Below are 25,134 nucleotides of genomic sequence, written 5' to 3'. Positions count from 1 at the left end.
GCGTCACACCGAGGTCAGGCCAGCCTAATCTTCATTGCCGAGTACAACGGTTGCACCTTCAACGTGGTGGGTGTAGGTGTCGATCCGATACCGCGACTTCGGGTATCGCCGACAGCGGGAAGGCAATACCATGACCGACGCAGAACCCTGGAGAGGAATTGTGACCGAACCCCGTTGGCTCGACGATCTCGAAACGCGAGCGTGGCTCGGCTTCGTCTTCACCCGTGATCTCATCGCCGCCGCCGTGGGCCGCGACTCCCTGCGCGCCTCGAATCTCACCTACGTCGAGTACACGGTGCTGGCCCGACTGGCCGACGCCACCGACCACCGGCGCAGCTTCGCCGAACTGGCCTCGGTGCTGGAATGGTCGCAGAGCCGGCTCTCCCACCAGATCACCCGCATGGAGAAGCGCGGGCTGGTTGCCCGCGAGGCCATCCCCGACGACGCCCGCCGCACCGCCGCCGTCCTCACTCCGAAGGGCGCGGAAGTGCTGGCCACCGCCGCTCCCGCCCACGTCGAGAGCGTCCGACGGCACATGATCGACGTCCTCGACCGCGACCAGCTGGCCGCACTCGCCGACATCTACGACACGTTGCTGACCCATCATCGCGCGCCGGATCCGGGCGGCGAGGCCTGCATCGACCACAGCGGCGCCGTGCCGCGCGAGCCCAGTCCGCAGCCGGGCTGATGGGGTGGCCGAGCACACACCTTCGCGACATGTTTCGATTGTTCGCCAGCGGGTATCGAGTGAGACTAGGCTCGACTGCGGCTTCTCGACGGCAGCCACGCGCGAGCGACCCCGACGAACCGACCTCCCTTAGGAAAGGGGCACGAGTTTTCATGTCCGACGTGTCCATCGGCCTCTCTCCGGATTCGATACCGGCGGGTCCGGTCGAGAATCTGCTGCCGCAACTGGTCGAACATCTGCGACAGAATCGCACTGAGCTACGTGAGGAATGGGCTCGTCGTATCGGGGACGCCGCACTGCTGACCGCGATGACCCCGGAGGAGATCTTCTCCGAGGCCACCTCCATCTACGACAACTACGTCGAGGCGCTGCAGACCGGTAGCGTCGAGGCGCTGCAGGCCTACGCCCGCGACCTGTCCGAACGCATCATCCCGCGAGGCGTCGAAACCGACGAGGTCGTCGGCATCGTGTTGCTGCTGCGAGATGTGCTCGCGCGCAGCCTGTTCGAGAAATACCAGTCCGACTTCGAACTGCTCAAGCGAGTACTGGACGCCTACGAGCCCGCCGCCAACCGGATCGCCAACACCGTGGCCATCTCGTTCGTGCAGGAGCGCGAGCGCGTCATCCGCCAGCAGCAGGAAGCCATCCGCGAGCTGTCGACGCCGGTGCTGCAGGTGCGTGAGCAGCTGCTGATTCTGCCGATCATCGGCGTGCTCGACAGCCAGCGCGCCCGCCAGCTCACCGAACAGCTGCTGCGCGCGATCCGCGCCAATCGCGCCAAGGTGGTCGTCATCGACATCACCGGTGTTCCGATGATCGACTCCACGGTGGCCAACCACCTCGTGCAGACCGTCGACGCGTCGAATCTGATGGGTGCCAACGTCATCATCACCGGCCTCTCGTCGGAGATCGCGCTCGCGCTGGTCACCATCGGCCTCGATCTGACGAAGATGAACGCGGTCGGTGACCTACAGGGTGGTATCGAGGAGGCCGAGCGACTGCTCGGCTACGAGATCTCGAGACTCACCGACCGCGACGGACGGTAGTCAAGGCCCCCTCATGCCGGTACCCATTCTGAAGCAGGGCACCTACCTGATCGCGTCCGTGCAATCGGCGCTCACCGACGCCGATACCGAACGCCTGCAGGACGACTTGATGACCTATGTCAGCAAGTATCGTGCCCAGGGAATCATCGTCGACGTCACGGCGATCGACGTCATGGACTCCTTCGCCGCCCGCTCCCTGCGTACCATCGCGCACATGACCAAACTGCGGGGTGCGGAGACGGTCATCGTCGGTCTGCAGCCCGAAGTGGCATTCGCGATGGTCCAGCTAGGCCTGACCTTCGAGGGCATGCATACGGCTCTGGACCTCGAGGAGGGGCTGGCCTGGCTCAACAGACAGCTGCCCAACGGCCGGCGAAGCGGTCGGTGATCGTGGCCTCCGACAACATGGTGATAGCGGTGAAGGTGTCGGGCGACATCGTGACCGCGCGTCAGGCAGGGCGGGAGCTGGCGACCGAGCTGGGTTTCACGTTGACCGACATCACCATGATTTCCACGGCCATCTCCGAAATCGCCCGCAATATCACGAGTTACGCCGGAACCGGTGAGATCCGGGTCGCGGTGCAGGAGCGCGACGGCCGCCGCGCCCTGGTCGTACAGGCCCAAGACCAGGGGCCGGGTATCCGGGACATCCCCCGGGCGCTGGAAGACGGCTACTCCACCGGCCGCGGACTCGGGCTGGGGTTACCCGGCGCGCGACGGCTGATGGACGGATTGATCGTGGAGTCGGCGCCCGGACAGGGAACGCTGGTGGAGATGTGGAAGTGGGTACCCACCGGTGCATGAGGACGGATCGGTCGGCACTGTCGAATGGGCGGTGGCGGGCCGGGCCCTGCCGGGTCAGCGCGTCTCCGGCGACCGGTCGGTGGTACTCGACGCCGGCGACGGTTCGGTGCTGTTCGCGGTGCTCGACGGACTGGGACACGGGGCCGCGGCCGCCGATGCCGCCGACCGGGCCGCGCAGGTACTCGCCGACAATCGCGCCGAACCGCTCGACGTGCTGATGGTGCTGTGTCATCGCGCGATGGCCGACACCCGGGGTGCGGCGGTCTCGCTGGTGCTGTTCACCGGCGACGACGAACTGCACTGGCTCGGGGTCGGCAACGTCGAATCCCGGGTGGTCGCCATCGGCCCCGGCAAGCCCGCGGTCCGCGCGACGGCGCTGCTGACCGGTGGGATCGTCGGCTATCTGCTGCCGCCGAATCTGCAGACCCAGACCGTGGCGATCCGGCCCGGCGATGTGCTGGTGATGTCGACCGACGGCATCGTCAGCGATTTCGTCGACACCCTGGATCTGGCGCAGCCGACCACCGATATCGCCGACGACATCCTGCGCGATTACGTCAAGGACACCGACGACGCGCTGGTGCTGGCCGCGCGCCACCGCGGTCCGATCGCGGGTGCCTCGTGAGCCGGCCGGGCCGGCCGACGAGCGCACCCCGGGTGCGGCGATGAGCGCGGTACTGGCCGCGTTCCGCGAGGCGTATGCGAATGCGCTTCGGCTGCACATGGATTCACCCACCCAGCACACGCTCGCCGAAGGGTACGAACTCGGCCGGCGCGCACTGGTCGAGGGTGTGAGCATTCTGGATCTCACCGAGCATCACTTCCGGTTGCTCGACGAACAGGGTTTGATCGCCGGCCCCGCGGCGCAGCAACTCGACGGTGATGCCGCGCAGCGCGCGCAGGCGGCGCTGGAATTCCTGCTGCAAACCCTCGCCGCGCTCGACGTCGCCACCCGCGGCTTTCTCGACAGCACCCGCAGCTACGAATTGCAGCGGCTGCGCGCCGAGGATCTCGAGGGCCGCGACGCCTTCCGCACCGCCCTGGTGGAGTCGCTGCAGGACGGCTTCTTCGTCGCCGCCGACGACGGAACCATCACCGAGGTCAACTCGGCCTTCGGCGCGCTGACCGGATACGGGCCCGACTCCGTCCCCTACCCGCTGCCGCATCCGTGGACCGACGACGAATCAGCCACGCACTATCCGGCGCTGGGCACCGAGGCCGCCCGATTCGTGATGCCGGCCCGCCACCGCGACGGGCGGCGGGTGTGGCTGGCGGTGAGTACGTCGTCGCTGCGCAATCCGGAAGACGACGAGCGGCTCTTCGTCGGCACCATCCGCGACGTGACCGCCGAACACGACGCCCAGGCCCGCGACCAGGCGGTATCGCTGCTGGCCACCGCCGTCGGCGCCGCCACCACGGTGGCCGAGGTGCTGTCGGTGGGGCTCGAGGAACTGCGCCGGGCCATCGGCGCGGAAACCGCGGTGGTGTCGATGTGGGCCAATCGCCAGACCGCACCCGAGTTGTACGTCTCGGGCCCGGTGGCCGGCGGCGACGCCGTCTCCCGGCAGGTGATCGACGCACGAGCGCGGGCGCTGCTGGACCGCACCCGGATGCGCCCGCATCGCGCCATGTTCGCCATCCCCGAAGGCGCGGCGAGTTCGGAGGGCATCGTGGCGCCGCTGGGCGAAACCGGCGACGCCGCACTGTGGGTGCGCTTCGCCGCGCCGCGGGCGATCAGCTCGGGTGACTGGGCGCTGTTCTCGCTGCTGGTCGGCCACCTCAGCCTGGCCGTGCAGCGCGCCCGCAACTTCGACCAGGCCCGCTCGACCTCGCTGACGTTGCAGCGGGCCATGCTGGGGCCGCTGGAACTGCCGCCCGGATTCGCGGTGCACTATGAACCCGCACTCCCCCCGCTCGAGATCGGCGGCGACTGGTACGACGTGGTGCAGTTGCGCGACGGCACCCTGGGCATCGTGGTCGGCGACTGTGTCGGCCGCGGCCTGTCGGCGGCGGTGGTGATGGGCCAATTGCGCACCGCGGCACAGGCTTTGCTGCTGCGCGGCGCCGGTCCCGCCCAGCTGCTGGCCGAACTGGACGCGGTGGCCGCCCGCATCCCCGGCGCCATGTGCACGACGGTCTGTGCCGCCATCCTCGATCCCGCGCGCGGGCTGGTGCGGTACTCCAGTGCCGGGCATATGCCGCCCGTGCTGGCGTCGCCCGGGCAGACCGGCCGGCTGCTCGAAGGCGGGCGCGCGGTACCGCTGGCCACCTTCGACACCCCGAATCGGCCCGAGGCGACCACCGCGATCGAACCCGGTTCGACACTGGTGTTGTTCACCGACGGCCTGGTCGAGCAGCGCGGAATCGACATCGATATTCGGTTCGATCAGATCGCCGACGAATTGTCCGGCGCTGCAACGCATCTGCCGCGCGAGGTGGCCGACGCGGTGCTGTCGCGGCTGCGCCCCGACGTCGGCTACGACGACGATATCGCGATGGTGGTCTACCGGCAGCCGCCGCAACCACTGCACCTGGACATCCCCGCCGAACCCGCACGGCTGTCGGGTGTGCGCCGCGCGCTGACGTCGTGGCTGTCCGCGGCCGCCGTCGGCCACGACCTCGCCGCCGATCTGGTCGCCGCCGCCAACGAGGCCTGCACGAACAGCATCGAGCACGCTTACGCCCCCGGCGCTTCCGGCCACGTGACACTCACCGCCGCCCATGTGCGCGGCGCGGTGTGTCTCGAGATCGTCGACACCGGGACGTGGCGGCCGCAGCCCGAGGATCCGGGCACCCGCGGGCGCGGGCTGTCCATGATGCGCGCCCTCGCCGACGATGTGGAGATCGAGCAGACCGATGCCGGCACGCGGGTGCGGTTGACCACGAAACTGCCGCTGGTGACGTTCTCGGCGGCGAGCAGGGTCTGAGCTCAGTCCGTCGCCGGTAACGTGTTGCGCGTCTCGATTCCGAGGAGACCGAGGGCGAAATCGGCGTACTCGGTGGCGATCTGCTCGGGAGTCGCGGGCCCGTCGAGCCGGAACCACTGCGGCAACGACGTGCACATCGTGGCGATCGCCCGGCCGGCGACACGCGCGTGCGCGGCAGGCAGGTTCGCCTCGGCCAGGGCGGTGTCGATGTCCGCGTCGAGCAGATACTGAATCTCGTTGCGGGATGCGGTGATTCGTCGGCGATTGTCCAGCGTGAGACTGCGCATCTCACTCGCGCCGATGAAGGCCAGCTCGCGGCGGTGGGTGTGGAACAGGGCGAGGGCCTCGACCACGCGGATCAGGCGGTCGCGGCCACCGATCGCCTCGCCGCGTGCCGCACTTGTGCGCCAATGCAATTCGTCCATGGTGAGGTCGAGCGCGCGGACGAGAAGTTCCTGTTTGTCGCGGTAGTGGTGATAGACACCGGGCACGCTCATCCGGGCGCGGTGGGCGATCGACCGCATGGTCGCACCGTGATATCCGGTCTCGACGAAGGAATCGATGGCAGCGGCCAGGACCGGATCGATGTCCAGCGGCGGGAATTCGCGCCAGGCACGGGCGGTGTCGCGCTCGGGCGTACCGCTCGTTCGCAGGCGCGGGCGGGCCGGCCGCGGCGCGGGAGATTCACCGATCAGCCAGGCGACCGTGGTGTCGAGCACCGCGGCCAAGGCACGCAGCCGGGCGATCGAAACGCCGGTCTTGTCGTTCTCGACCGCGCTGAGGGTGGCCGGACTGACGCCGATCCGTTCCGCGGTCGCGCGCAGCGACAGCCCGGCATCGGTTCTCGCCTGCCGCACCCGGCCGCCCACACCGTGTCGATCCTGCTCCGCACCATCCATGGTGTTCAGAATACCTGAACAGCGAAGCTGCGCGAAGAACACCGAATTGACAGGCTTTATCGTGACATGCGAGTCTGCCTGACAGGTGATCGCCGAGCGATCGTTCGGCGACTGAGATCGAGGAGTGGACGTGGCGATCGAGCTGTCCCTGCCGCCCGAGGTACACGAACTGACCGAACGTACCCGCGACTTCATCCGCGATCGGGTACTGCCGCTCGAGGATGCGCACGACGGCGACATCACCGCGGCCGGTGGCGATACGTTCCGCGTCGAACTGCAGCAGGCCGCCCGCGAGGCGGGTGTCTTCGCGCCGCACGCGCCGGTCGAATACGGCGGCCACGGTCTCGGAATGTCTGATCGCGCGCCCGTCTTCGAGGAGGCCGGCTATTCGCTGTTCGGCCCGACGGCGCTGAATATCGCCGCCCCCGACGAGGGCAATGTGCACATGCTCGCCCATATCGCGAACCCGGAGCAGAAGCAGCAGTTTCTCGCGCCGCTCGCGCGCGGCGACGTGCGGTCCGCCTTCGCGATGACCGAACCGGCGCCCGGCGCGGGATCGGATCCGTCGGCGCTGGCCACCCGCGCGGTCCGCGCCGAGGGCGGATGGCGGATCAACGGACGCAAGTGGTTCATCACCGGCGCCGAGGGCGCGGGCTTCTTCATCATCATGGCCCGCACGTCGGGAGAGCCGGGTCAGCGCGGCGGCGCGACCATGTTCCTGGCGCCGGCCGACACTCCCGGCATCCGGGTCGGACGCCACCTCGACACGCTGGACCGCTCGATGGTCGGCGGGCACTGCGAGGTCTTCGTCGAGGACCTGCTCGTTCCGGACACGGCCGTTCTCGGCGAAGTCGACCGCGGCTTCGAATACGCCCAGGTCCGTCTCGGCCCGGCCCGCATGACGCATGTGATGCGCTGGCTCGGAGCCGCCCGCCGCGGACACGACGTCGCGGTCGCGCACGTGGCCCGGCGCGAGGGTTTCGGTTCGCGCCTCGGCGACCTCGGCATGGTGCAGAAGATGATCGCCGACAACGAGATCGATATCGCCGCCACCCGCGCGCTGCTGACCCGCGCGTGCTGGGAACTCGACCGCGGCGAGCCGGCCGCCAACGCCACCTCGATCGCGAAGACCTTTGCCGCCGAAGCCATTTTCCGGATCGTGGACCGCAGTATGCAGATGTGCGGCGGCCTCGGCGTGTCCGGCGATCTCCCGCTGGCGCGGCTGTCGCGTGAGGTGCGACCCTTCCGCATCTACGACGGACCGTCCGAGGTCCATCGGTGGGCGATCGCCAAGCGTGCGGTCGGCGCCGCGAAGCGTGCATTGCGAGCAGCCGAATGAGCCTGCCCGGAATGGATGTCGCCGCGCTCGAGCGGTTCCTGCGGGAGCAGGGCGTCGACGTGCGCGGTGAGCTGCGCGTGGACCTGATCAGCGGCGGCCGGTCGAATCTGACCTTCGTCGCCTCCGACGAGGTGTCGAGATGGGTGGTGCGCCGCCCGCCGGTCGCGGGGCTCACCCCGTCCGCGCACGATATGGCCCGCGAGTTCACGGTGACCCACGCCTTGCGCGAATCGGCGGTGCCCGTGGCGAAGACGGTCGCCTTCGACGCCGACGGCGCCGCACTCGGCGCGCCGATGACCGTCGTGGAGTTCGTCGACGGCACCGTGATCCGCGATCAGGACGATCTCGCCGCACTCACCGACACCCAGATCGACGCCGCCGTCGATGAACTGGTCCGGGTACTGGCCGAGCTGCATGCGGTGGATCCGGTCGCGGTCGGACTCGAAAAGTTCGGTCGCCCGGACGGATTCGTGACCCGGCAGGTCAATCTGTGGGCCTCGCAATGGGAACGGGTGAAAACCCGCGAACTTCCCGACGTCGCGACGCTGCACGCCGCGCTGGCCGAGTCGGTGCCGGACCGGTCGGCTGCCTCGATCGTGCACGGCGACTTCCGCATCGACAACACCATTCTCGATGCGCGCGATCCCGGCCGGGTCCGCGCCGTCGTCGACTGGGAGCTGTCCACCCTCGGCGATCCCCTCACCGATGTCGCGTTGATGTGCGTGTACCGGGCACCGATCTTCGATCTGGTGCTCGGTTCGCCGGCCGCGTGGACCAGCCACCGCATGCCCGGCGCTGACGATCTCGCCCAGGCCTACGCCACGGCCTCGGGCCGCGATCTCGGCGATTGGGGTTTCTATCTCGCCCTGGCCAACTTCAAACTCGGCGTCATCGGTGAGGGCATCACCCACCGCGCGCTGCGGGGCTCGGATGCCGGCTCCGCCGCCGAACGCGCGGCCGAGGCGACACCGGAGTTCATGGCCGCCGGGCTGCGCGCACTGAAAGGAGTCCGGAAGTGACCGGAAATCATAAGTCCGCCCTGATCAGCGGAGCGTCCCGAGGCATCGGGCTCGGGATCGCGCACCGCCTTGCCGAACAGGGCTATTCACTCACCGTCACCGCCCGCGATGCCGCACGCCTCGACGAGGTCGCCGCGCAACTGCGGTCGGCCGGCGCGGCGGACGTCGTCGCCGTGGCCGCCGACATGTCCGATACCGACGGCGTCGACCGGGTGGTGGCCGAGCACGCGAACCGGTTCGGCACCCTGTCGGCGCTGATCCTCAACGCGGGCGTCGGCACCGCCGGTCCGCTCGCCGACACCTCGATGCGGCGCTTCGACAAAACCCTCGCGGTCAATCTGCGTGCGCCGCTGCAACTCATCCAGGGCGCGCTGCCGATGCTGCGCGCTGCCGCCGCGGCCGCACCGGATCGCGGCGCGAAAGTGATTGCGCTGTCGTCGATCACGGGCGTCTACGCCGAAGCCGGACTTGCCGTCTACGGCGCGGCCAAGGCAGCGCTCATCTCCCTGATCGCCACCCTCAATGCCGAGGAATCGGGTAACGGCATCAGCGCCACCACCATCGCCCCCGGATATGTCGACACCGATATGAGCGCCTGGATCCACGACCGCATCCCGCCGGAGCAGATGCTCGCCGTCGGCGACATCGTCGAAATGGTCGATGCCCTGCTGCGGTTGTCGTCGCGGGCGGTGGTTCCGAACATCGTGCTGTCCCGCGCGGGAACCGACGCCTACCGCGCATAGCGACCTCCCTGCCGCCGGATTCCGGTCCGGCGGCAGAATTCGACGTATGGAGCGAACTTTCGAGGAATTGCTCGACGACGCCGCGGCGGCACCGGTGGACGGCTGGGGTTTCGCGTGGTTGGCCGGGCGGGCCACCGAACAGCGGCCGTCGTGGGGCTATCAGCGATCGATGAGCGCGCGTCTGGCGACCGCGACGGCGGCACTCGACCTCGAAACCGGTGGCGGCGAAGTGCTCGCCGAGGCCGACGGGTTCCCGCCGACGATGGCGGCGACCGAATCGTGGCCGCCGAACGCCGCCGCCGCGACCGCGCGGTTGCATCCACGCGGGGCCGTGGTGGTCGCCACCACCGACGACGCCCCGCTCCCGTTCGCCGACGCAGCCTTCGATCTCGTGACCAGCCGGCATCCGGCCGTGGTGCGGTGGCACGAGATTGCCCGAGTGTTGCGGCCCGGCGGCACCTATTTCGCGCAGCACGTCGGACCCGCGAGCGTCTTCGAACTGATCGAATACTTCCTCGGACCGCAACCCGAGGCCCGGCGCCGGCGCCACCACGACGACGAAGCCGCCGCCGCGCGCGCCGCGGGACTGCGGATCGTCGATCTGCGCCACGAACGACTGCGGATGGAATTCTTCGATATCGGAGCGGTCGTGTACCTCCTGCGCAAGGTGATCTGGCTCGTCCCCGGATTCACGGTCGATCGCTATCACGACCGGCTGCGTGAACTGGATGACCGGATCCGGCGGGAGGGGCCGTTCGTCGCTCACTCCTCACGCACGCTGTTCGACGCGGTCAAGTCCTGAACCTGCGGGGGCTCTCGGCCTTCACCGGCGCGGTTCCAACAGTTAGCTGTGAATGTGCTGTAGCCGACTCGAGAAGGGGCGACATGTCGCGCGGCAACGCACCCGCACTCGCCGTCACCGATGGGTGTTCGCTCCACCCCGGGAGCGGACACGATGCGGCGATGCAGATGACCTCATCGCCCTTCCCGGGGCGATACCGCCGCTCACAAGATCAACAGAAAACTGGCCTTGACGTCGAGAATGCCCCGGCAGACTCCAGCAAACAGCACCGGACGAGCGAAGGCGTCAACCCCCGGACAGGGGTTTGCCCGCTTTCACGATCGGGAAATACCTTCTGAGTTTGCTAGGTATTCGCGGGTCTGTCCGCGAGAAGTACAGCGGCGGAACCGATCGGCGGGCGCACACCACGTCGCCGGTGGTTCCGGATTGCGGACGACGCGAGGAGGACTGCCATGACTTTTCTGGCCCTCGGCTTTCTGCGCACGGAGGTCTCACACCTGCACCGGGAATGGGATGCGGCGCAAATCCGTTGTCTGGCAAGACGTCTGGGTTACAAGCTCTCGGAAACGGTCGCCTTCGGCGATCGCACCGACAATCCGGTGCAATTCCTGATCGGCGCGGCGATCACCCACGACGCCGAGGCGGTGATCGTGCCAAGTCTCGACCATTTCCCGGACGGCATCGTCCCCGCCGAACTCGTCGAGGTGACCGATGTGATCACCGTGCGGCCGGAACGTACCTACGCGCGCTGGCCGCTCGGGGAGCCGCCTGGCGCCGGCAGCGCGAACTGATCCGTCACGACCGTTTGCGCCGCAGCAGCCAGACCGCGGCGAGCGCTCCTGCCGCGGTGACGCCGATCGCCGGCAGCGGGATCTGCTTGACGACCTGCGCGGCGCGGTCCGCATTGTCCTGAGCGGACCGGGCACCGCGATGCAGCCGCTCGCGGGTGCGGCCGGGCACGTCGAGCTTGTCGCTGAGCGCCTGCACGGTGCGGCCCAGTTCCTCGCGCGTCAGATCGCGGTCGTAACGCAACGCTTCCGGATCGGAAGGGATGTTCATCGCCGAGTCCTCTCCTTGATGACGGCCACGTCTTCCCGGACGTTCGCGGCGGCCTGCTCGGGTATCGGCGGACTCCCCTTGCGGATGCTCGTCCGCCCGAGGAGACCGAAGACGCCCGCGACCACGGCCAGCGCCGCGGCCACGATCAGCGCGGACGCCCATACGGGCAGCACCAGCGCCAAGGCCGCGATCGCTGCCGCGACCAGGGCGCCGAGGACGGCCAGCCCCAGCACGGCGGCCGCGGCGAGCATCCCCGCACCGGCTCCCAGCCGCTTGGCCTTGCCCTGCGCCTCGACGACCGCCAGTTTCGCCTCTTCGCGCACCAGCCGGCTCAATTGCTCCGTGGTCGTGCCGACCAATTCGGCCACCGACGCCGTCTCCGGCGCTCGGCCGTTCTCGATATGCGACATCTGACCAACCACTCCTCCGGGCACGATCGAATCGGGCGAACTCGCTCCGCCCGTGAGCGAACCGCCTCTCCGGTTATTGCTCGCGATACCCGCGAAATCGGTGGCGACACCTCCTCCGGTGCGCGCGGGCGACGAATTTCGCATGCGGCGGGTGGTTAACTCTTTGCGCCGGAAAGCAATTGCCCGGCCGGAGAGAGCCACGAGTACCCAGCAGGTAGATTGACAACCGTGACCAATACTTCCGGAGACGCGTATCCCCTCGCCGACGCGATGACCACCTCGGTCAGCGTGCACGACGATGCGACCGTGCTCACGGTGGCCGGCGAGGTCGACCTGGCGACCGCTCCCGCACTGGAGAGTGCGATCGAGGCGACCCTCGGCGGTAAACCCGCGGCACTGATCATCGACCTGTTGCAGGTGAGTTTCCTGGCCTCGGCCGGAATGGCCGCGCTGGTGGCCGCCCATCAGCGGGCCGGCTCCGCGACGCGCATCGTCCTGGTCGCCGAGGGACCGGCCACCAGCAGACAGCTCAAACTGACCAATCTCGATCAGGTATTCGCCCTGCACCCCACCCTCGACGCCGCGCTCGCGGCGCTGCACCAAGGCTGAGCCGAGACGGCCGGCAGACCGGAACGGACTGCCGGCCGGACCGATCAGACCAGCTCGCGCAGCTGTTCGATCAGCTTCACCCGTTCCCCCGCGGTCGCGGCCAGCGGTACCACGTTCAGCACCGTGACACCGGCCGCCCGGAACGCCGCCACCCGCTCCTTGACGAAGCTCGCCGAACCGATCAGCGAGATGTCACGCACCAGCTCGTCGGGCACGACCTTGGCGGCCTCGTCCTTCTTGCCGGCCAGATACAGCTCCTGAATACGGTCGGCCTCGGCGCCGTAGCCGTACTGCGTGGCCAGCGAGTGGTAGAAGTTCTTGCCCTTGGCGCCCATACCGCCGATATAGAGCGCCAGATGCGGTTTGACGAACTCCCGCAGCGGCTCCACGTTGTCGCCGATCGCCAGCGCCGGTCCGGCGTAGATGTCGAGGTCGCCGAGTTCCGGATCGCGTTTCGCGGTGCCGGCGGCCAGCGCCTCACCCCACACGTCGCGGGCCTTCTCCGGCAGGAAGAAGATCGGCTGCCAGCCCTCGGCCAGTTCCGCGGCCAACTGCACGTTCTTCGGCCCCAGCGCGGCCAGCAGCACCGGGATGCGGTCACGCACCGGGTGGTTGATCAGCTTGAGCGGCTTGCCCAGCCCGGTGCCGCGTTCGGCGGGCAGCGGGATCGTGTAGTACTTGCCCTGATATTCCAGGCGTTCGCGTCGCCACACCTTGCGGCAGATCTCCACGACCTCGCGTGTGCGGCCGATCGGCGCGTCGTAGGGCACGCCGTGGAACCCTTCGATGACCTGCGGACCCGAGGCGCCCAGGCCGAGGACGTAGCGGCCGTCGGAGACGTAGTCCAGACCCGCCGCGGTCATCGCGGTCAGCGTGGGCGTGCGGGTGTAGAGCTGCAGAATGCCCGAGGCCAGCTGCACCCGCTCGGTCTTGGCCGCCAGATAGCCCAGACCGCTCACCGCGTCGTAGGAGTAGGCCTCGGGCACGAAGACGATGTCCAGGCCGGCTTGTTCCAGGTCGGCGACCTCGGCCGCGACTTCTTTGAAGCCCCCCGCATAGTTGATGCCCAACCCGATCCGCATCTTATGCAACTCCGTTCATATGCAACTAGTTGCAGTGAGGTTATCGCACTGCACCACCCGTCACAAACCGCGATCCGCGACCACGGCCGGGGTGGCCTCGGGTTCCATCCTGCACACCGCCCGCACGCCGTCCGCGACAGGGCGGCGCGGCCCGCTCGATGACCGGTCGCGCGGCCCGGTACGGTTATCGGCGTACCGCACGCCGATTCCTCGAAACGGGAGGCCCCGCAGCATGTCTCAGGACACCGCATCGTCGCCGGACACCACGACGTTCGGAGAGTCGACGATCGGCCGCTACCTGGACGATCTCGCCGCCAAGATCCCCGCCCCCGGCGGCGGTGCGGTCGCGGCGCTGCATGCCGCCCAGGGAGCCGCCCTGGTGGCGATGGTGGCCCGCTACACCACCCGCGCCAAGGATGCCGACAACCGTCCGGCGATCGATCGGATCATCGCGGCCGCCGACGCCGCCCGGGAGCGCGCGCTGGCCCTGGCCGACGCCGACGCCACCGCCTTCACCGCGGTCGGGGCGGCCTACAAACTGCCCAAGGACAGCGACGAGCAGATCGCGGCCCGCAAGGAGGCGATCGCCTCGGCCCTGCTGCAGGCCGCGCGAGTGCCGGCCGCGGTGGTCGCCGAAGCCGACGAGGTGCTCTCGCTGGCCGCGGATCTGCTGCCGATCGGCAATCCGAACGTGGTCACCGACATCGGCGCCGCCGCCGATGCCGCCCGCTCCGCCGCCGCCAGTTCACAGTTGAATATCGCCATCAACGTCGGCTCGCTCGGCGACCACGAGGCCGAGGAGTTCGCGCCCGCGCTGCAGCGCATCGAGGAGATCTTCGCCCGCGCGGACGCGCTGCACACGGACGTTCTCGCTGCCGTCGTCGGCTGATCGCACTACCACACCCCTCGGCTAAACCTGGTTTGCCACACCGTAACTGTCGTTACGAAGCGAAAACTATTCCGGCGACCATGATCATCCGGAACTAGGATCGAAGTCCTGATACGCAAACCACCTGAGGGGGTGGAGCCATGAGGAACATGATGCGTCATTTGTTCCTGGCGACAGTCATCGCAGTACTGGCCGCAGTCACCACGGGCACCGCGACAGCGGTGCTGGCCACACCACAGACCGCATCCGTGGCCTCGATTTCACCGGGCAACGGCGCCGTCGTCGGAATCGCCCATCCGATCACCGTCCGATTCACCGCACCCGTCACCGATCGCGCCCGCGCCGAACGGTCCGTGCACGTCGGCGCCCAGGCCGGAACGTTCTCGTGGACCGACGACAGGGAACTGGTCTGGAACTCCACCGGATACCTGCCGGCCGATGCGCGATTCACCGTGACCGCGGGCAACGCCCGGTCCGAATTCCGGACCGACGGCGGGACCAGCGCCGATGCCGACATGTCAGCGCACACGTTCACCGTGTTCATTCCCGGCCAGGCGCCGCGGGTCATGCCGGCCTCGATGGGTAAGCCCGGACGCGAGACCCCGGTCGGCACCTTCCCCGTGATGGAGAAGGACCGCACCATCATCTTCGACTCGCGCACCATCGGCATTCCGCTCGACGACCCGGAGGGCTACTACCTGACCGGCGAATTCGCCGAACGGCTCACCTCGGGCGGCGTCTTCGTGCATTCGGCGCCGTGGTCGGTCGGCCAGCAGGGTAATTCCAACGTCAGCCACGGCTGCATCAACCTGGCCCCCGCCGACGCCGAGTGGTACTACGACAACGTGAGTGTGGGCGATCCGGTGACCACCCACTGGTGATCAGCGCGTCGCTTCGGCCGCCTCCACCACGTGCCGCATCAGCAGCGCGGTGGTGACCGGTCCGACACCGCCGGGCACCGGACTCAGTGCCGCTGCCCGGCCTTCCACCGAGCCGGCGTCGACATCGCCGACGATGCCACCGTCGGGTCCCTCGTTGGTCCCCACGTCGATGACCACCGCGCCCTCGCGCACGTGATCCCCGCCGATCAGTCCGGCTCGCCCGACCGCCGCGACCACGATATCGGCGGCCGAGGTGACCGCCGGCAGGTCGGTGGTCCGCGAATGGCACACCGTGACCGTCGCGTTCTCCGCCAGCAGCAGCTGTGCCAAAGGTTTGCCGACCACGTTCGAACGGCCGACGACCGCGACATGCCGGCCCGACAGCGCGATGTCGTGATGCTTGGCCAGCTCCACCACCGCCTGTGAGGTGGCCGGCGGGAATCCGGGCAGTCCGGCGGCGAGCAGTCCCAGCGAGAGCGGGCTGACGCCGTCGACGTCCTTGGCCGCGGCGATGGCCGAGCTGACGTCGTTGAGTTCCACACCGGCGGGCAGCGGCGTCTGCAACATCACCGCGTGCACCGCCGGATCCTCGCTGAGTTTCGCCAGCGCGTCGCGAATCTCCACAGCACTCGCCTGCGCACCGAGATCTTTTGTCTCGCAGTCGATTCCGAGGCGTCCCGCCGCGCGCTGCAACGAGTTGACATACCACCCGCTGGCCGGATCGTCGTTGGCCACCACCAACACCAGACGGGGGGCGGCCCCGGCTTCGGCCAGTGCGGCGGCGCGGTTCTTCGTCTCGGCGTTGAGGTCGGAGGCGAGTTGTTTCCCGGTCAGCGGTAAGGTGTCCACCCGGCCACCCTATCGGGCCGCGCACCTGCGCCGACGGCCGCCGCCACCCCCCGCGAATGCCGACTCCAGCGGGGGCAAATCCGGGGCCCGCACCGAATCGGGTCGTATGGTGGGCACGGCTGTGCCCACGCCCCACCCCACCCACGCGGGATCCCGCTCGCCCGGAAAGGTGACAACTGCAGTGAACATCGCCAGACGTATAAAACATCTTCTCGTCGCGGCCTCGGCGGCCGCGCTGCTGGCCGGACCGCTCACCACGACGGCCACGGCCGCCGACGGACCGGCGCCGCTGTACAACTCGGCGCAGGAGAACTTCGTCAACGGCAACGACGCGGCAGGTCTCGCCGACCTGCGCTCGCTGCTGGACAGCACCCCCGACGACGCGCAGGCACTGGCCCTGCAGGGCATCTGGTCGGACTACACCGGCGATCTGCTCACCCGCGAAGCCGCGTTCAACCGGCTGGCGGCCATCGACCCCGGCATGGCTCAGGGGGCCCGCAACCTCATCGGCGCCATCGGCGCGGCCGTGGGCACCCTGCCCAATCCGCTGCCGGCGCTGGTCGGCCCGCAGACCGGCATCGTCGTGCTCGGCTACGGGCTGCTGCCCGACGGCAGTCTGCGCCCCGAACTGGTCAACCGGCTCACCGCCGCGTGGTTGCAGGCGATCGCTGCGCCGACGTCGCCGATCGTGGTAACCGGCGGCAACCCGCAGAACGGCGTGCCGGAGGCGGCCGCGATGGCCGGCTGGCTGATCGGCCACGGCATTCCGGCCTCCCGCGTGCTGGTCGAGGACCGCGCCAACTCGACCGTGCAGAACGCACTGTTCAGCACCCAGATGCTGCGAGACGCCGGCGCGACCAGTGCGGTCGTGGTCACTTCCCCGAACCACATCCGGCGTGCAGTGGCCGATTTCATCGTCGCCGGCACCCGCGTGGTCGGGGCGATGACCTCGCTCGACCAGCTGGTGTCGCAGCTGCCGCCGCCGAGCAAGACCGCTCAGCGCGGCATCTATCTCGACGCGACCCGCACCTTCCTGCTGCCGGCGGCCCGCTGACCGGTGCTCGCGCACGAAAAATTGTGGTTGACGCCGTGCCGACAATGATGGGGTGATCGACCCCGAATCCGAAGAATCCGGCACCGACGCGATCGTGGCGGATCTGCGCCGCGCCGGATGCGTCTTCGCCGAGGAGGAAGCGGCCCTGCTCCGGCAGGCCGCCTCCTCACCCGGCGAGCTCTCCGCACTCGTCGCCCGCCGCATCGAAGGCATACCGCTCGAATATCTGGTGGGCTGGGCCGACTTTCGCGGCGTCCGGGTGGCACTCGACCCCGGCGTCTTCGTGCCGCGGCAGCGCACCGCGTTCCTGATCGACGAGGCGCTCGAACGCACTGCCGCCCGGCCGGGTGATCGGCGCACCGTGGTCGACATGTGTTGTGGCTCCGGCGCATTGGGCCTGGCGGCCACGACCGCATTGCGCGCCGGTGAGGTGGACGTCGAGCTGGTCGCCGCCGATATCGACACCGTCGCGGTGGCGTGTGCGCGGCGCAATCTGGAACCGCTGGGCGCGCAGGTGTTCCAGGGCGATCTGTTCGCCGCACTGCCCGGCGAACTCATCGGACGCGTGGATCTGCTCCTGGCCAACACCCCGTATGTGCCGACCGCGATGATCGCCCGGATGCCGCCGGAAGCCCGCGACCACGAACCGCGCACCGCCCTCGACGGCGGCGAGGACGGGCTCGACGTGCTGCGCCGCGTGGCCGATGCCGCCGGCCGGTGGCTCGCGGTCGGCGGCTGGATGCTGGTCGAGATCGGCACCGCCCAGATCGACACCGCTACCGCCATCGTCGCGGCAGCGGGGCTGCGGCCCGCGATCGCGGAATCGTCCGACTACGGCGCGACCGTGGTGTGCGGAACCAGAACACCCGCCGGCTGAGCCGCGGGAGCTAGCTGCCGATGCCGCGGCGCAGGTCGTCGGCCGTGCGTAACCGCGCCCGCACCTCCGCCAGATCCGCCTCGAGCGCACCGAGATCCGGCCGGGTCGCCGCCGTGGCATAGTCGGCGACACCCGCCTCGACCGCCGCGACGGCACGTTCGGCCTGTGCCCGCTGCGCGGTGCGCGCGTCGGGATGCAGCATCGAGATCGCGACCAGGTGGTCGTCGAGAGCCAGTGCCGACTGCTCCAGATCGGCCCGCAGGGTCACCGTTGCCGCCGTGTCGTACGCGGTCACCGCGCGCAACGCCGTCATCGCATCGCGCAGGCGGCGGTGCAGGCGGGCCTCGGGATCATGCGATCGCGCCCACGCGGACGGTGCGCGGGTGGCCGTGCCCGGCACCACCTGGTTCTCGGCGGCGATACGGCGGCGCTGATGCGCCAGGGCCACCGCGCCGACCGCGACCGCCCCGCCCACGATCACCAGGAAGGCCAGCACGAGCAGTAGCAGCACGAACATGTCAGCTCCCGTGATGGACGACGGTGGTGTGGCCGGTGCTGTGATGGTGGGTTCCGCCGCCGTGCCACATCGAGAAGGCGACGACCGCGCCGATGATCAGCAGCGTGACGACCGTGACGAAGGCGGCGAGCTTGACCTTGCTCCAGGGCCGCTGCCCGACGACCTCACCGGTCAGGCCGTTGATGTAGACCCGGAACGGGGTGTTCGCGTAGACCACGGTCAGCAGCCAGATCGGCAGCAGAATGTGCTTGTACGCCAGGGAATTCCAGCTCGACCGCACATCGTGGACGCGCTGACGGTCGCCGCCGATGTCCGCGCGCACGGTCTGCTCGATGACCTTCTCCATCCGGGCGCGGGCGACCGGGAACATCTGCTCGGCGTCGCGATCGTAGGTGCGGGCCAGATGCCCGGCGACGTACTCCGGCGAATAGCCGGTGGCCTCCATGACCGGCCAGGGTTCGAGTTCGGCCACGCGTGCGCTGTCATCGATGTCGTTGGCGAGGATCGGCAGATCGTCGAATCGGTTGCCGACCTCTCCCGTCGCCGGATACCAGCGAATTTCGGTGCGGCTCTTCAGCTCTCCGTCGTCCCAGTAGCGTTCGGTGTACTCTTCGCCGCGTTCACCGCGATACCAGGTGTGCACGTCGGCGTCGTAGGTGAAATAGGCGTGGTAGACGCTGGCCAGCGAACCGAGCCGCTTGTACTTCTTGAACGCGGTCGGGGCGAACCACCGTCCGGAGACCCACTTCTCGACGCGTTCGCGCGCGGCCTTCTCGTCGATGCGGAACGGGACGACACCGTCCACCGGCAACCGGGCGGGAGCATTGTGCACGTCGTCGCGCTGGATCGGCGTGGCACAGTAGGGGCAGCGGGTCGCGGTCAGACTGCCGACGAACGTGGTTGTGCCACCGCAATTCTGGCACTTCACCTCTCGTTCTCCGGTGACCTCCGGCCCGGCGGTCACGGCCTGCAGCGCACGCAACTCCCCCATCGCCTGCCGCAGATCCCGCGCGACGACCGGCGCCCGCGGCGCCGACAGCGGCGAGTAGTTCCCGCAACTGGGACACCGCAACTGCTGCGAGGCGATATCGAATACCAACTGGCCGCCACAGGCCGTACAGGGGTAGGTACGAGTCAGTTCGGTCCGGTGCAGCATCGCCGGATCTGCGGAACCCTGCGAAGCTGGCGGCGGGCCGAGCGGCGGCATGCCAGCCGGCGGATGGTTCGCGGGCGGATAGAGCGCTGGGCCGCCGCCCACTCCCGGCCCGCGATTCGCGACCGGTGGCGGCCCGGGACGACCGATGACCGGGGCAGGATAATCCGCGCCGACGCCCACCGGTGGCGGCGTCGTGCCGTCCTGCATGCGGTAACCACCGCCCGGCATGGGTGACGGGGGCATACTCCCCGGCTCGCGATTGCCACCTGGCGCAGGTGACCGCAGCGGAGGCATCCCCGCCGCCTCGCGATAACCATCGGGCGCAGGTGGCGGCATCGGAGACGAGTGCGGTTGTGGGCGTGGGTCGTTCATCGGTCCCCCGGTTCGGCTGGTGTGCGGCTAGCCGACGGGAGGCGGCGGGGGCGGGGTGCCGGGCAGCGGCGGCGGACCGCCGAACAACGACTGCAGCGCGGGGACGGTCGAGGCGGCGGCCCACGCGGACATGCCGGTGGTCCAGACGTTCGTCTGCGGGGTGAGGCGGCCGGCGGCGACGAACTGGCGCAGCTGGTCGACCGGGAAAGGACCCGCCGCCTGCCCGTCGAGGTCGATGTGGAACTGCTGCTGCACCGGAAGCGGCGGCGGCTGCTGCCCGTAGCCGGGCTGGGCGTAGCCGGCGGCGGGCTGGGCGAAGGCTCCCTGCATCGCGCCCGCCATCTGCCCGCCCAGGGCCACGCCCATTCCGGCCTGCATCGCCGCGCCCATCGCACCGCCGCCGGGATTCTGCGCGGCGGCGAGCATCGCGTCGGCCGCCTGCACCTGCTGGTACCGGTTCGGATCGCGGACGTTGTCGGCGAATCCGCTGGCCTCGACGCCGCGGGCCACACCGCGGGTCATCGCCTGCTGGATCTCCTCCGGCAGCGAGATGGTCATGGTGACCGCGTCGACGCCCAGTCCGAACGAGGCCACCCGCTGCGCCACGAATTCGCGTAGCTTGTCGGACAATTCGACCTGGCGGCCCTGCAGATCGATCGCGCCGAGACCAGTGGCGAGCACCATATCCGAGAACGCGAGCGCGACCGTGCGCCGCAGCAGATCGGTGATCTGCTCCATGTCGACGACGCTCTCGGTGCCGATCACCTGACGCAGGAACACGGCCGGGTCGACCACCTTCACGATGGTGGTGCCGTTGGCGCGGACCTGCACCATGCGGAAGTCGGGATCTCGCACCGTCACCGGTTGCGGTGTGCCCCAGCGGAAATCGGTGACCGGCCGGGTGTTGACGAAATACACCTCCGACCGGAACGGGCTGTTGAACCCGTGCTTCCACCCCTGCAGGGTGGACATGATCGGCATGTTCTCCGTGGTCAGGGCGTAATGGCCGGGCTCGTAGCGGTCGGCGAGCTGCCCCCGGTAGACGAAGACGGCCTGCTGGCCCTCGCGCACGATCAGCTCGGCGCCGTTCTTGATCTCGTTGTCGTAGCGCGGGAATCGCCACGCCAGCGTGGAATTCGTATCGTCGAGCCATTCGATGATGTCGACGAATTCACCGCGGATCTTGTCCATCAGGCCCATGCGTACTTCCGTCCTCCCTCGGCGCATTCCGCCGCGCCGAGTATGGCACAAACGGATTCGCCGCGGCCGCTAGCATGAGGCCCTGTGGAGCAGCGATACGTGCGCAGGTCGGGACGGGTGATCCTCGCGGACGCCGACGACCGGATTCTGCTCATCGCCTATCGCGGCACGCTGGATCCGCTGTATTGGATCACCCCCGGCGGTGGGATCGATGCGGCCGAGTCGCCCGCGGAGGCCGCGGCCCGGGAATTGGGCGAGGAGACCGGATTACGGGTCACCGCAGCCGATCTCGGACCTCAGGTGGCGGTGGCGGCCGGGCATCTGGAGATCCCCGGCTGGCTGTCGGGCATGTTCCGCGAGGACTATTTCTTCTACCGGCTGCCCACCGCGGGCACCGACCTGGACACGAGTGGCCTGCTGACCTACGAAAGCACCGCCATCGACGAATTCCGCTGGTGGAGTGTCGATGAGCTCGCGAGCACCGATCAGGAGGTCTACCCGCTCGGTCTCGCCGGGCTCCTCGGCGATCTGCTGGCGGGTCGGATTCCACCCGAACCGGTCACGCTCCCGTGGCGCGACCGGCCCGGTGAAGCCTCGTGATTCGGCCAAGCCGCTGGAATCGACTGAGCCTCAGGACTTGCGACCGGTGAATTCGTCCATCGAGTGATAGACGCCCACCTTGTTCAGATAGTAGTCACGCACCTTCAGCGGCAGCAGACCGGAGATGGCGCGGTTGAGGCGGGAGGTCCACGGCAGCACGACCAGCGCCGCACCGTTCTTCATCTCCCGCCACGCGGTGTCGACGACCTCTTCCTGCTCCAGGATCGGCGTGAACCAGAAACCCTTGGCGCCGTCGAACATTCCGGTGTTGATGTAGGTCGGGCACACCGTGGTGACCTTCACGTGCTCGTTGCCGGACTGCTCCAGTTCCAGGCGCACCGAGTCCGACCAGCCCAGCGCCGCCCACTTGGAGGCGGCGTAGACACTCATGCGCGGATTGGCCACCAGCGCCGCCGAGGAGGCGATGTTCAGCACCCGTGCCGGGGTCCTGCGGCTGACCATCGCGGGCAGGAATTCCAGCGCGACGTACATGGGCGCCAGCGAATTGATCGCCATCGTCTTGTCGATGTCGGCGCGGTTCTCGGTTTCCCAGAAGTAGCCGTTGCCGCGCACGATTCCGGCATTGTTGACCAGCACGTCGATATCGCCGACCTCCGATCGCACCGCGGCGCCGGCCTCGATGATCGACTGCTGATCGGCGACGTCGACCACGTAGTGATGCACCCGGCTCACCGATCCGGAGGACAGTTCGGCGGCGGTCTGCTTCAGCGCGGTCTCGTTGACATCCCAGAGCACCACGTCGGCGGCCTGTTCGCGCACCGCCCGCTGGGCGAAGGATTTGCCCAGGCCCATCGCCGCGCCGGTGATCAGTACCCGCTTGCCCGCGACCGTATCCATATCCGTTCCCTTTCCCGATGTGCCCGAGCGGGCGAGATCATTTCTGTCGCAACGCCTTCATCACGCCGAAGTAGAGCGTCATGGTCTTGGCCCACAGTGCTTCCGACATGCCCGGCAGCGGCGCGATCGGCAGCGCGCGCTGGACCGCGATGGTCTGGGTGTCGACGTACTTGAGCAGTCCCTCCGGGCCGTGGCGGCGGCCGCTGCCGGAGATGCCGAGCCCGCCGGAGGGGGCCGCGACACTGCCCCACGCGGCGATGAAGCCCTCGTTCACGTTCACCGATCCGGCGTGGATGCGGGCGGCGATCTCACGGGCGCGTCCGGTATCACGGCTCCACACACTGGCGTTGAGACCGTAGGCGGTGTCGTTGGCCTGCTCGACGGCCTCGTCGTCGCTGTGCACGCGGTAGATCGAGACGACCGGGCCGAAGGTCTCCTCGCGGTAGACGGTCATACCCGGTCGCACCCCGGCCAGGACGGTCGGCTCGTAGAAGTACGGGCCGAGGTCCGGCCGCGCGCGGCCGCCGGCCAGCACGGTCGCGCCCTTGGCGACGGCGTCCTGGACGTGTTCGGTGACCGTGTCGAGCTGGCGCGGAAAGGTCAGCGAACCCATCTCGTAGGAGTAGTCGAGCGCCGAACCGAGCCGCAAAGCCTTTGTGGCGGAGGTGAATTCGCTGACGAACCGATCGTAGACGCGGTCGTGCACGTAGATGCGCTCGATGGATTCGCACAGCTGCCCCGCCGAGGCGAAACAGGCGCGCACCGCGATCTTGGCGGCCGCGCTCACATCGGCGTCGGCGAGCACCAGCAGCGGATTCTTGCCGCCCAGTTCGAGCGAGTAGCCGATCAGCCGCTCCCCCGCCTGCCGGGCGATGGTGCGGCCGGTGGCGCTGGAACCGGTGTAGTCGACGTAGTCGGCACGCGCGATCACCTCACCGCCGATCACCGAGCCGCGGCCCAGCACCGCCTGCCACAGCCCCGCGGGCAGGCCGGCGCGTTCGGCGGCGTCGATCGCCCACAGTGCGGTGAGCGCGGTCTGGTTGTCCGGTCGCGCGACGACCGCGTTACCGGCCATGAGCGCGGGCAGCGCGTCGGACACGGCCAGGGCCAACGGGTAGTTCCACGGCGAGATCACCGCGACCACACCCTTGGGCCGGTTGCGGACCTCGACCTTGGTGAGCACCGGCAGCACACCGCGCGGGGTGCGCGAGGCGAGCAGCCGTTCGGCCGCGGCGGCGTAGTAGCGAGCGTTGACCGCCACATCCCCGACCTCGTCGAAGGCGTGCACGCGCGACTTGCCGGCCTCGGTCTGGACGATGTCGAGGACGGTGTCCTGTTCGGCCAGGACCAGGTCGTGGAAGCGGCGCAGCACCGCCACCCGTTCGCGCACGGGAACCCGCGCCCACTGCTGCTGAGCGCTGCGGGCGGTCGCGAAGGCGGACTCGATATCGGCGGTGGACGACTGCGGCAGATCGGCGATCTTGGCGCCGGTGGCCGGGGCGAGGACCGCCACCGAGGGAGCGCCACCCGCGGTGGCGTGCGCGAGCAGGCGGTGCACCAACTCCTGCGGCAGGGCCGGTGCAGCGGCGAGGTCTGGGGCGGTCGTCATTGTCGGCCCTCTCGGTCGGCAGGCGCCAACAATTTGTTGAACACCAGTGTTAGATTAACACCGATGTTAGATTAATGGGGCGATGCCGGGCCATGTCAAGTCCGCACAACCGATCAGGGAGGTACCACGGATGCCGCAGGACGGGGTGCTCACCACTCACAACGGCGCCGCTCGCCGGGGCCGGCCGCCGCAGACGCCCGCACAGGCCGACGAGGTGCGCTCCCGCATCGTCGCCGCCACCGCCGCGGTGTTCACCGAATCCGGTTCGCGCGGACTGAGTGTCGCGCGCATCATCGAACAGGCCGGGATCTCGCGGCCCACCTTCTACCGCTATTTCGCCAACGCCACGGCCCCGCTCGACGTCGTCCTCACGCAGTCCAACGAGGGCTTGGTGGGCGGTATCCGCCGGGCACTGGAGGAGTCCGAGGAGCCGGTGGCGCTCGGCATCGGCATCATCGACGCCTACCTGGACTGGGCCCGGGGGCACGGGCCGATGCTGCGCCCGGTGTTCGCGGAACTGCACGATCCGGCCTCACCGGTCTCGGCGTACCGGGAGGAGGCGTTCGACGATATCCGCGCGCTGGTGCGGGAGAAGTTCGCCGTACTGGGCCGGCAGTTGCCCGCACCGCTGGACCTCGACACGGCACTGCAGGTCTGCGCATTCGTGGTCTACCAGGTGTCGCTGGCCACCGCACCGGGCGCGGACCCGGATCCCGAGGCGGTCGCCGAGGCCCGGCTGACGATGATCCGCACGGTGCTGGTCACCCTCGGCCGACGCGAGGATGTCGAACTCGCCCTGACGATTCCGGGCATCTTCCTGCCCGTACAGGGCTGAACTCCCGCGA

General features: G+C 69.0%; 28 protein-coding genes. 18 read left to right on the top strand and 10 right to left on the bottom strand.

Annotated features, from left to right (window positions below; all coding sequences use genetic code 11):
- The first annotated feature begins 160 nt into the window (after nt 1-160).
- From C8258_RS05820 to C8258_RS05795, 6 genes are all read left to right on the top strand, one after another.
- On the top strand, nt 161-688 hold the full coding sequence (locus C8258_RS05820; protein ID WP_083870804.1) for a MarR family winged helix-turn-helix transcriptional regulator: 528 nt from the start codon (nt 161-163) through the stop codon (nt 686-688).
- Between the two features lie 152 nt (nt 689-840).
- Nucleotides 841-1,734: an STAS domain-containing protein gene (locus C8258_RS05815; protein WP_030518330.1), complete on the top strand. Its 894-nt coding sequence runs from the start codon at nt 841-843 to the stop codon at nt 1,732-1,734.
- A 13-nt stretch (nt 1,735-1,747) separates the two neighbouring features.
- Complete coding sequence (locus tag C8258_RS05810) at nt 1,748-2,122, top strand: STAS domain-containing protein (protein ID WP_030518329.1); 375 nt, start codon at nt 1,748-1,750, stop codon at nt 2,120-2,122.
- Between the two features lie 17 nt (nt 2,123-2,139).
- A complete protein-coding gene (locus C8258_RS05805; RefSeq protein WP_174552734.1) occupies nt 2,140-2,538 on the top strand; it encodes an ATP-binding protein in 399 nt (132 codons plus the stop codon).
- Nucleotides 2,531-3,163 (top strand): SpoIIE family protein phosphatase, encoded by a 633-nt coding sequence (locus C8258_RS05800; protein ID WP_106954252.1) that lies wholly within the window; start codon nt 2,531-2,533, stop codon nt 3,161-3,163. Before C8258_RS05805 ends, C8258_RS05800 begins: the two co-directional genes overlap by 8 nt.
- Nucleotides 3,164-3,203: 40 nt before the next feature.
- Nucleotides 3,204-5,465, top strand: a complete 2,262-nt coding sequence (locus C8258_RS05795) for a SpoIIE family protein phosphatase (RefSeq protein ID WP_106954368.1) — start codon at nt 3,204-3,206, stop codon at nt 5,463-5,465.
- A gap of 2 nt (nt 5,466-5,467) precedes the next feature.
- On the opposite strand, the gene C8258_RS05790 is transcribed toward C8258_RS05795, so the two are convergent.
- Nucleotides 5,468-6,364 (bottom strand): TetR family transcriptional regulator, encoded by an 897-nt coding sequence (locus tag C8258_RS05790; protein ID WP_106954251.1) that lies wholly within the window; start codon nt 6,362-6,364, stop codon nt 5,468-5,470.
- 130 nt (nt 6,365-6,494) lie between these two features.
- Here C8258_RS05790 and C8258_RS05785 point away from each other — a divergent pair, with 130 nt between their 5' ends.
- The 5 genes from C8258_RS05785 (at nt 6,495) to C8258_RS05765 (ending at nt 11,058) form a co-directional block, all read left to right on the top strand.
- Entirely contained in the window at nt 6,495-7,703 is a 1,209-nt protein-coding gene (locus C8258_RS05785) for an acyl-CoA dehydrogenase family protein (RefSeq protein ID WP_106954367.1), read from the top strand.
- Nucleotides 7,700-8,722 carry a phosphotransferase family protein gene (locus C8258_RS05780; protein ID WP_106954250.1) on the top strand — a complete coding sequence of 341 codons (1,023 nt, stop codon included), beginning with the start codon at nt 7,700-7,702 and terminating at the stop codon, nt 8,720-8,722. The genes C8258_RS05785 and C8258_RS05780 overlap by 4 nt, the downstream gene beginning before the upstream one ends.
- The gene (locus C8258_RS05775) at nt 8,719-9,465 is read left to right on the top strand and encodes an SDR family oxidoreductase (protein WP_106954249.1); all 747 of its coding nucleotides are present in this window, start codon (nt 8,719-8,721) and stop codon (nt 9,463-9,465) included. The genes C8258_RS05780 and C8258_RS05775 overlap by 4 nt, the downstream gene beginning before the upstream one ends.
- Nucleotides 9,466-9,511: 46 nt before the next feature.
- A complete protein-coding gene (locus C8258_RS05770; RefSeq protein ID WP_106954248.1) occupies nt 9,512-10,267 on the top strand; it encodes a methyltransferase domain-containing protein in 756 nt (251 codons plus the stop codon).
- 452 nt (nt 10,268-10,719) lie between these two features.
- The gene (locus tag C8258_RS05765) at nt 10,720-11,058 is read left to right on the top strand and encodes a hypothetical protein (RefSeq protein ID WP_106954247.1); all 339 of its coding nucleotides are present in this window, start codon (nt 10,720-10,722) and stop codon (nt 11,056-11,058) included.
- Between the two features lie 4 nt (nt 11,059-11,062).
- Here the strand turns inward: C8258_RS05765 and C8258_RS05760 are convergent, their stop codons facing one another.
- Nucleotides 11,063-11,326, bottom strand: coding sequence for a DUF3618 domain-containing protein (locus C8258_RS05760; protein WP_106954246.1), 264 nt, complete (start codon nt 11,324-11,326; stop codon nt 11,063-11,065).
- Nucleotides 11,323-11,736 (bottom strand): phage holin family protein, encoded by a 414-nt coding sequence (locus tag C8258_RS05755; protein ID WP_106954366.1) that lies wholly within the window; start codon nt 11,734-11,736, stop codon nt 11,323-11,325. Before C8258_RS05755 ends, C8258_RS05760 begins: the two co-directional genes overlap by 4 nt.
- A gap of 270 nt (nt 11,737-12,006) precedes the next feature.
- Here C8258_RS05755 and C8258_RS05750 point away from each other — a divergent pair, with 270 nt between their 5' ends.
- Nucleotides 12,007-12,345 carry an STAS domain-containing protein gene (locus tag C8258_RS05750; protein ID WP_036501953.1) on the top strand — a complete coding sequence of 113 codons (339 nt, stop codon included), beginning with the start codon at nt 12,007-12,009 and terminating at the stop codon, nt 12,343-12,345.
- Between the two features lie 44 nt (nt 12,346-12,389).
- Here C8258_RS05750 and C8258_RS05745 read toward each other — a convergent pair whose 3' ends face one another.
- Nucleotides 12,390-13,427, bottom strand: a complete 1,038-nt coding sequence (locus C8258_RS05745) for an LLM class F420-dependent oxidoreductase (RefSeq protein ID WP_106954245.1) — start codon at nt 13,425-13,427, stop codon at nt 12,390-12,392.
- Nucleotides 13,428-13,659: 232 nt separating this feature from the next.
- Between C8258_RS05745 and C8258_RS05740 the strand changes: the two genes are divergently transcribed.
- Nucleotides 13,660-14,316 (top strand): cyclodeaminase/cyclohydrolase family protein, encoded by a 657-nt coding sequence (locus C8258_RS05740; RefSeq protein WP_106954244.1) that lies wholly within the window; start codon nt 13,660-13,662, stop codon nt 14,314-14,316.
- Between the two features lie 140 nt (nt 14,317-14,456).
- Nucleotides 14,457-15,197, top strand: a complete 741-nt coding sequence (locus C8258_RS05735; protein WP_106954243.1) for a L,D-transpeptidase family protein — start codon at nt 14,457-14,459, stop codon at nt 15,195-15,197.
- On the opposite strand, the gene C8258_RS05730 is transcribed toward C8258_RS05735, so the two are convergent.
- Complete coding sequence (locus tag C8258_RS05730) at nt 15,198-16,046, bottom strand: bifunctional 5,10-methylenetetrahydrofolate dehydrogenase/5,10-methenyltetrahydrofolate cyclohydrolase (protein WP_106954242.1); 849 nt, start codon at nt 16,044-16,046, stop codon at nt 15,198-15,200.
- A 181-nt stretch (nt 16,047-16,227) separates the two neighbouring features.
- Here C8258_RS05730 and C8258_RS05725 point away from each other — a divergent pair, with 181 nt between their 5' ends.
- Nucleotides 16,228-17,100 (top strand): YdcF family protein, encoded by an 873-nt coding sequence (locus C8258_RS05725; protein ID WP_233224897.1) that lies wholly within the window; start codon nt 16,228-16,230, stop codon nt 17,098-17,100.
- A gap of 52 nt (nt 17,101-17,152) precedes the next feature.
- Nucleotides 17,153-17,977, top strand: coding sequence for a putative protein N(5)-glutamine methyltransferase (locus tag C8258_RS05720; RefSeq protein WP_233224896.1), 825 nt, complete (start codon nt 17,153-17,155; stop codon nt 17,975-17,977).
- A gap of 10 nt (nt 17,978-17,987) precedes the next feature.
- Here the strand turns inward: C8258_RS05720 and C8258_RS05715 are convergent, their stop codons facing one another.
- The 3 genes from C8258_RS05715 to C8258_RS05705 all read right to left on the bottom strand — a co-directional run bounded on the left by C8258_RS05715 (nt 17,988) and on the right by C8258_RS05705 (nt 21,222).
- On the bottom strand, nt 17,988-18,494 hold the full coding sequence (locus tag C8258_RS05715; protein WP_106954240.1) for a hypothetical protein: 507 nt from the start codon (nt 18,492-18,494) through the stop codon (nt 17,988-17,990).
- Nucleotide 18,495: 1 nt separating this feature from the next.
- Nucleotides 18,496-19,650, bottom strand: a complete 1,155-nt coding sequence (locus C8258_RS05710; protein ID WP_199195601.1) for a hypothetical protein — start codon at nt 19,648-19,650, stop codon at nt 18,496-18,498.
- A 399-nt stretch (nt 19,651-20,049) separates the two neighbouring features.
- Nucleotides 20,050-21,222: an SPFH domain-containing protein gene (locus C8258_RS05705; RefSeq protein WP_106954239.1), complete on the bottom strand. Its 1,173-nt coding sequence runs from the start codon at nt 21,220-21,222 to the stop codon at nt 20,050-20,052.
- Between the two features lie 84 nt (nt 21,223-21,306).
- Here C8258_RS05705 and C8258_RS05700 point away from each other — a divergent pair, with 84 nt between their 5' ends.
- Nucleotides 21,307-21,822, top strand: a complete 516-nt coding sequence (locus tag C8258_RS05700) for an NUDIX domain-containing protein (protein ID WP_106954238.1) — start codon at nt 21,307-21,309, stop codon at nt 21,820-21,822.
- 30 nt (nt 21,823-21,852) lie between these two features.
- On the opposite strand, the gene C8258_RS05695 is transcribed toward C8258_RS05700, so the two are convergent.
- Complete coding sequence (locus tag C8258_RS05695; protein ID WP_106954237.1) at nt 21,853-22,680, bottom strand: SDR family NAD(P)-dependent oxidoreductase; 828 nt, start codon at nt 22,678-22,680, stop codon at nt 21,853-21,855.
- A 37-nt stretch (nt 22,681-22,717) separates the two neighbouring features.
- The gene (locus tag C8258_RS05690; RefSeq protein WP_106954236.1) at nt 22,718-24,289 is read right to left on the bottom strand and encodes a succinic semialdehyde dehydrogenase; all 1,572 of its coding nucleotides are present in this window, start codon (nt 24,287-24,289) and stop codon (nt 22,718-22,720) included.
- A 130-nt stretch (nt 24,290-24,419) separates the two neighbouring features.
- Here C8258_RS05690 and C8258_RS05685 point away from each other — a divergent pair, with 130 nt between their 5' ends.
- A complete protein-coding gene (locus C8258_RS05685) occupies nt 24,420-25,124 on the top strand; it encodes a TetR/AcrR family transcriptional regulator (protein ID WP_106954235.1) in 705 nt (234 codons plus the stop codon).
- Nucleotides 25,125-25,134 lie beyond the last annotated feature (10 nt).

Source organism: Nocardia sp. MDA0666, assembly GCF_003023875.1.
GTDB classification, from domain to species: domain Bacteria; phylum Actinomycetota; class Actinomycetes; order Mycobacteriales; family Mycobacteriaceae; genus Nocardia; species Nocardia aobensis.
Note: the sequence above shows the minus strand (reverse complement) of the source record. Positions and strands in the feature narration are given on the sequence as shown.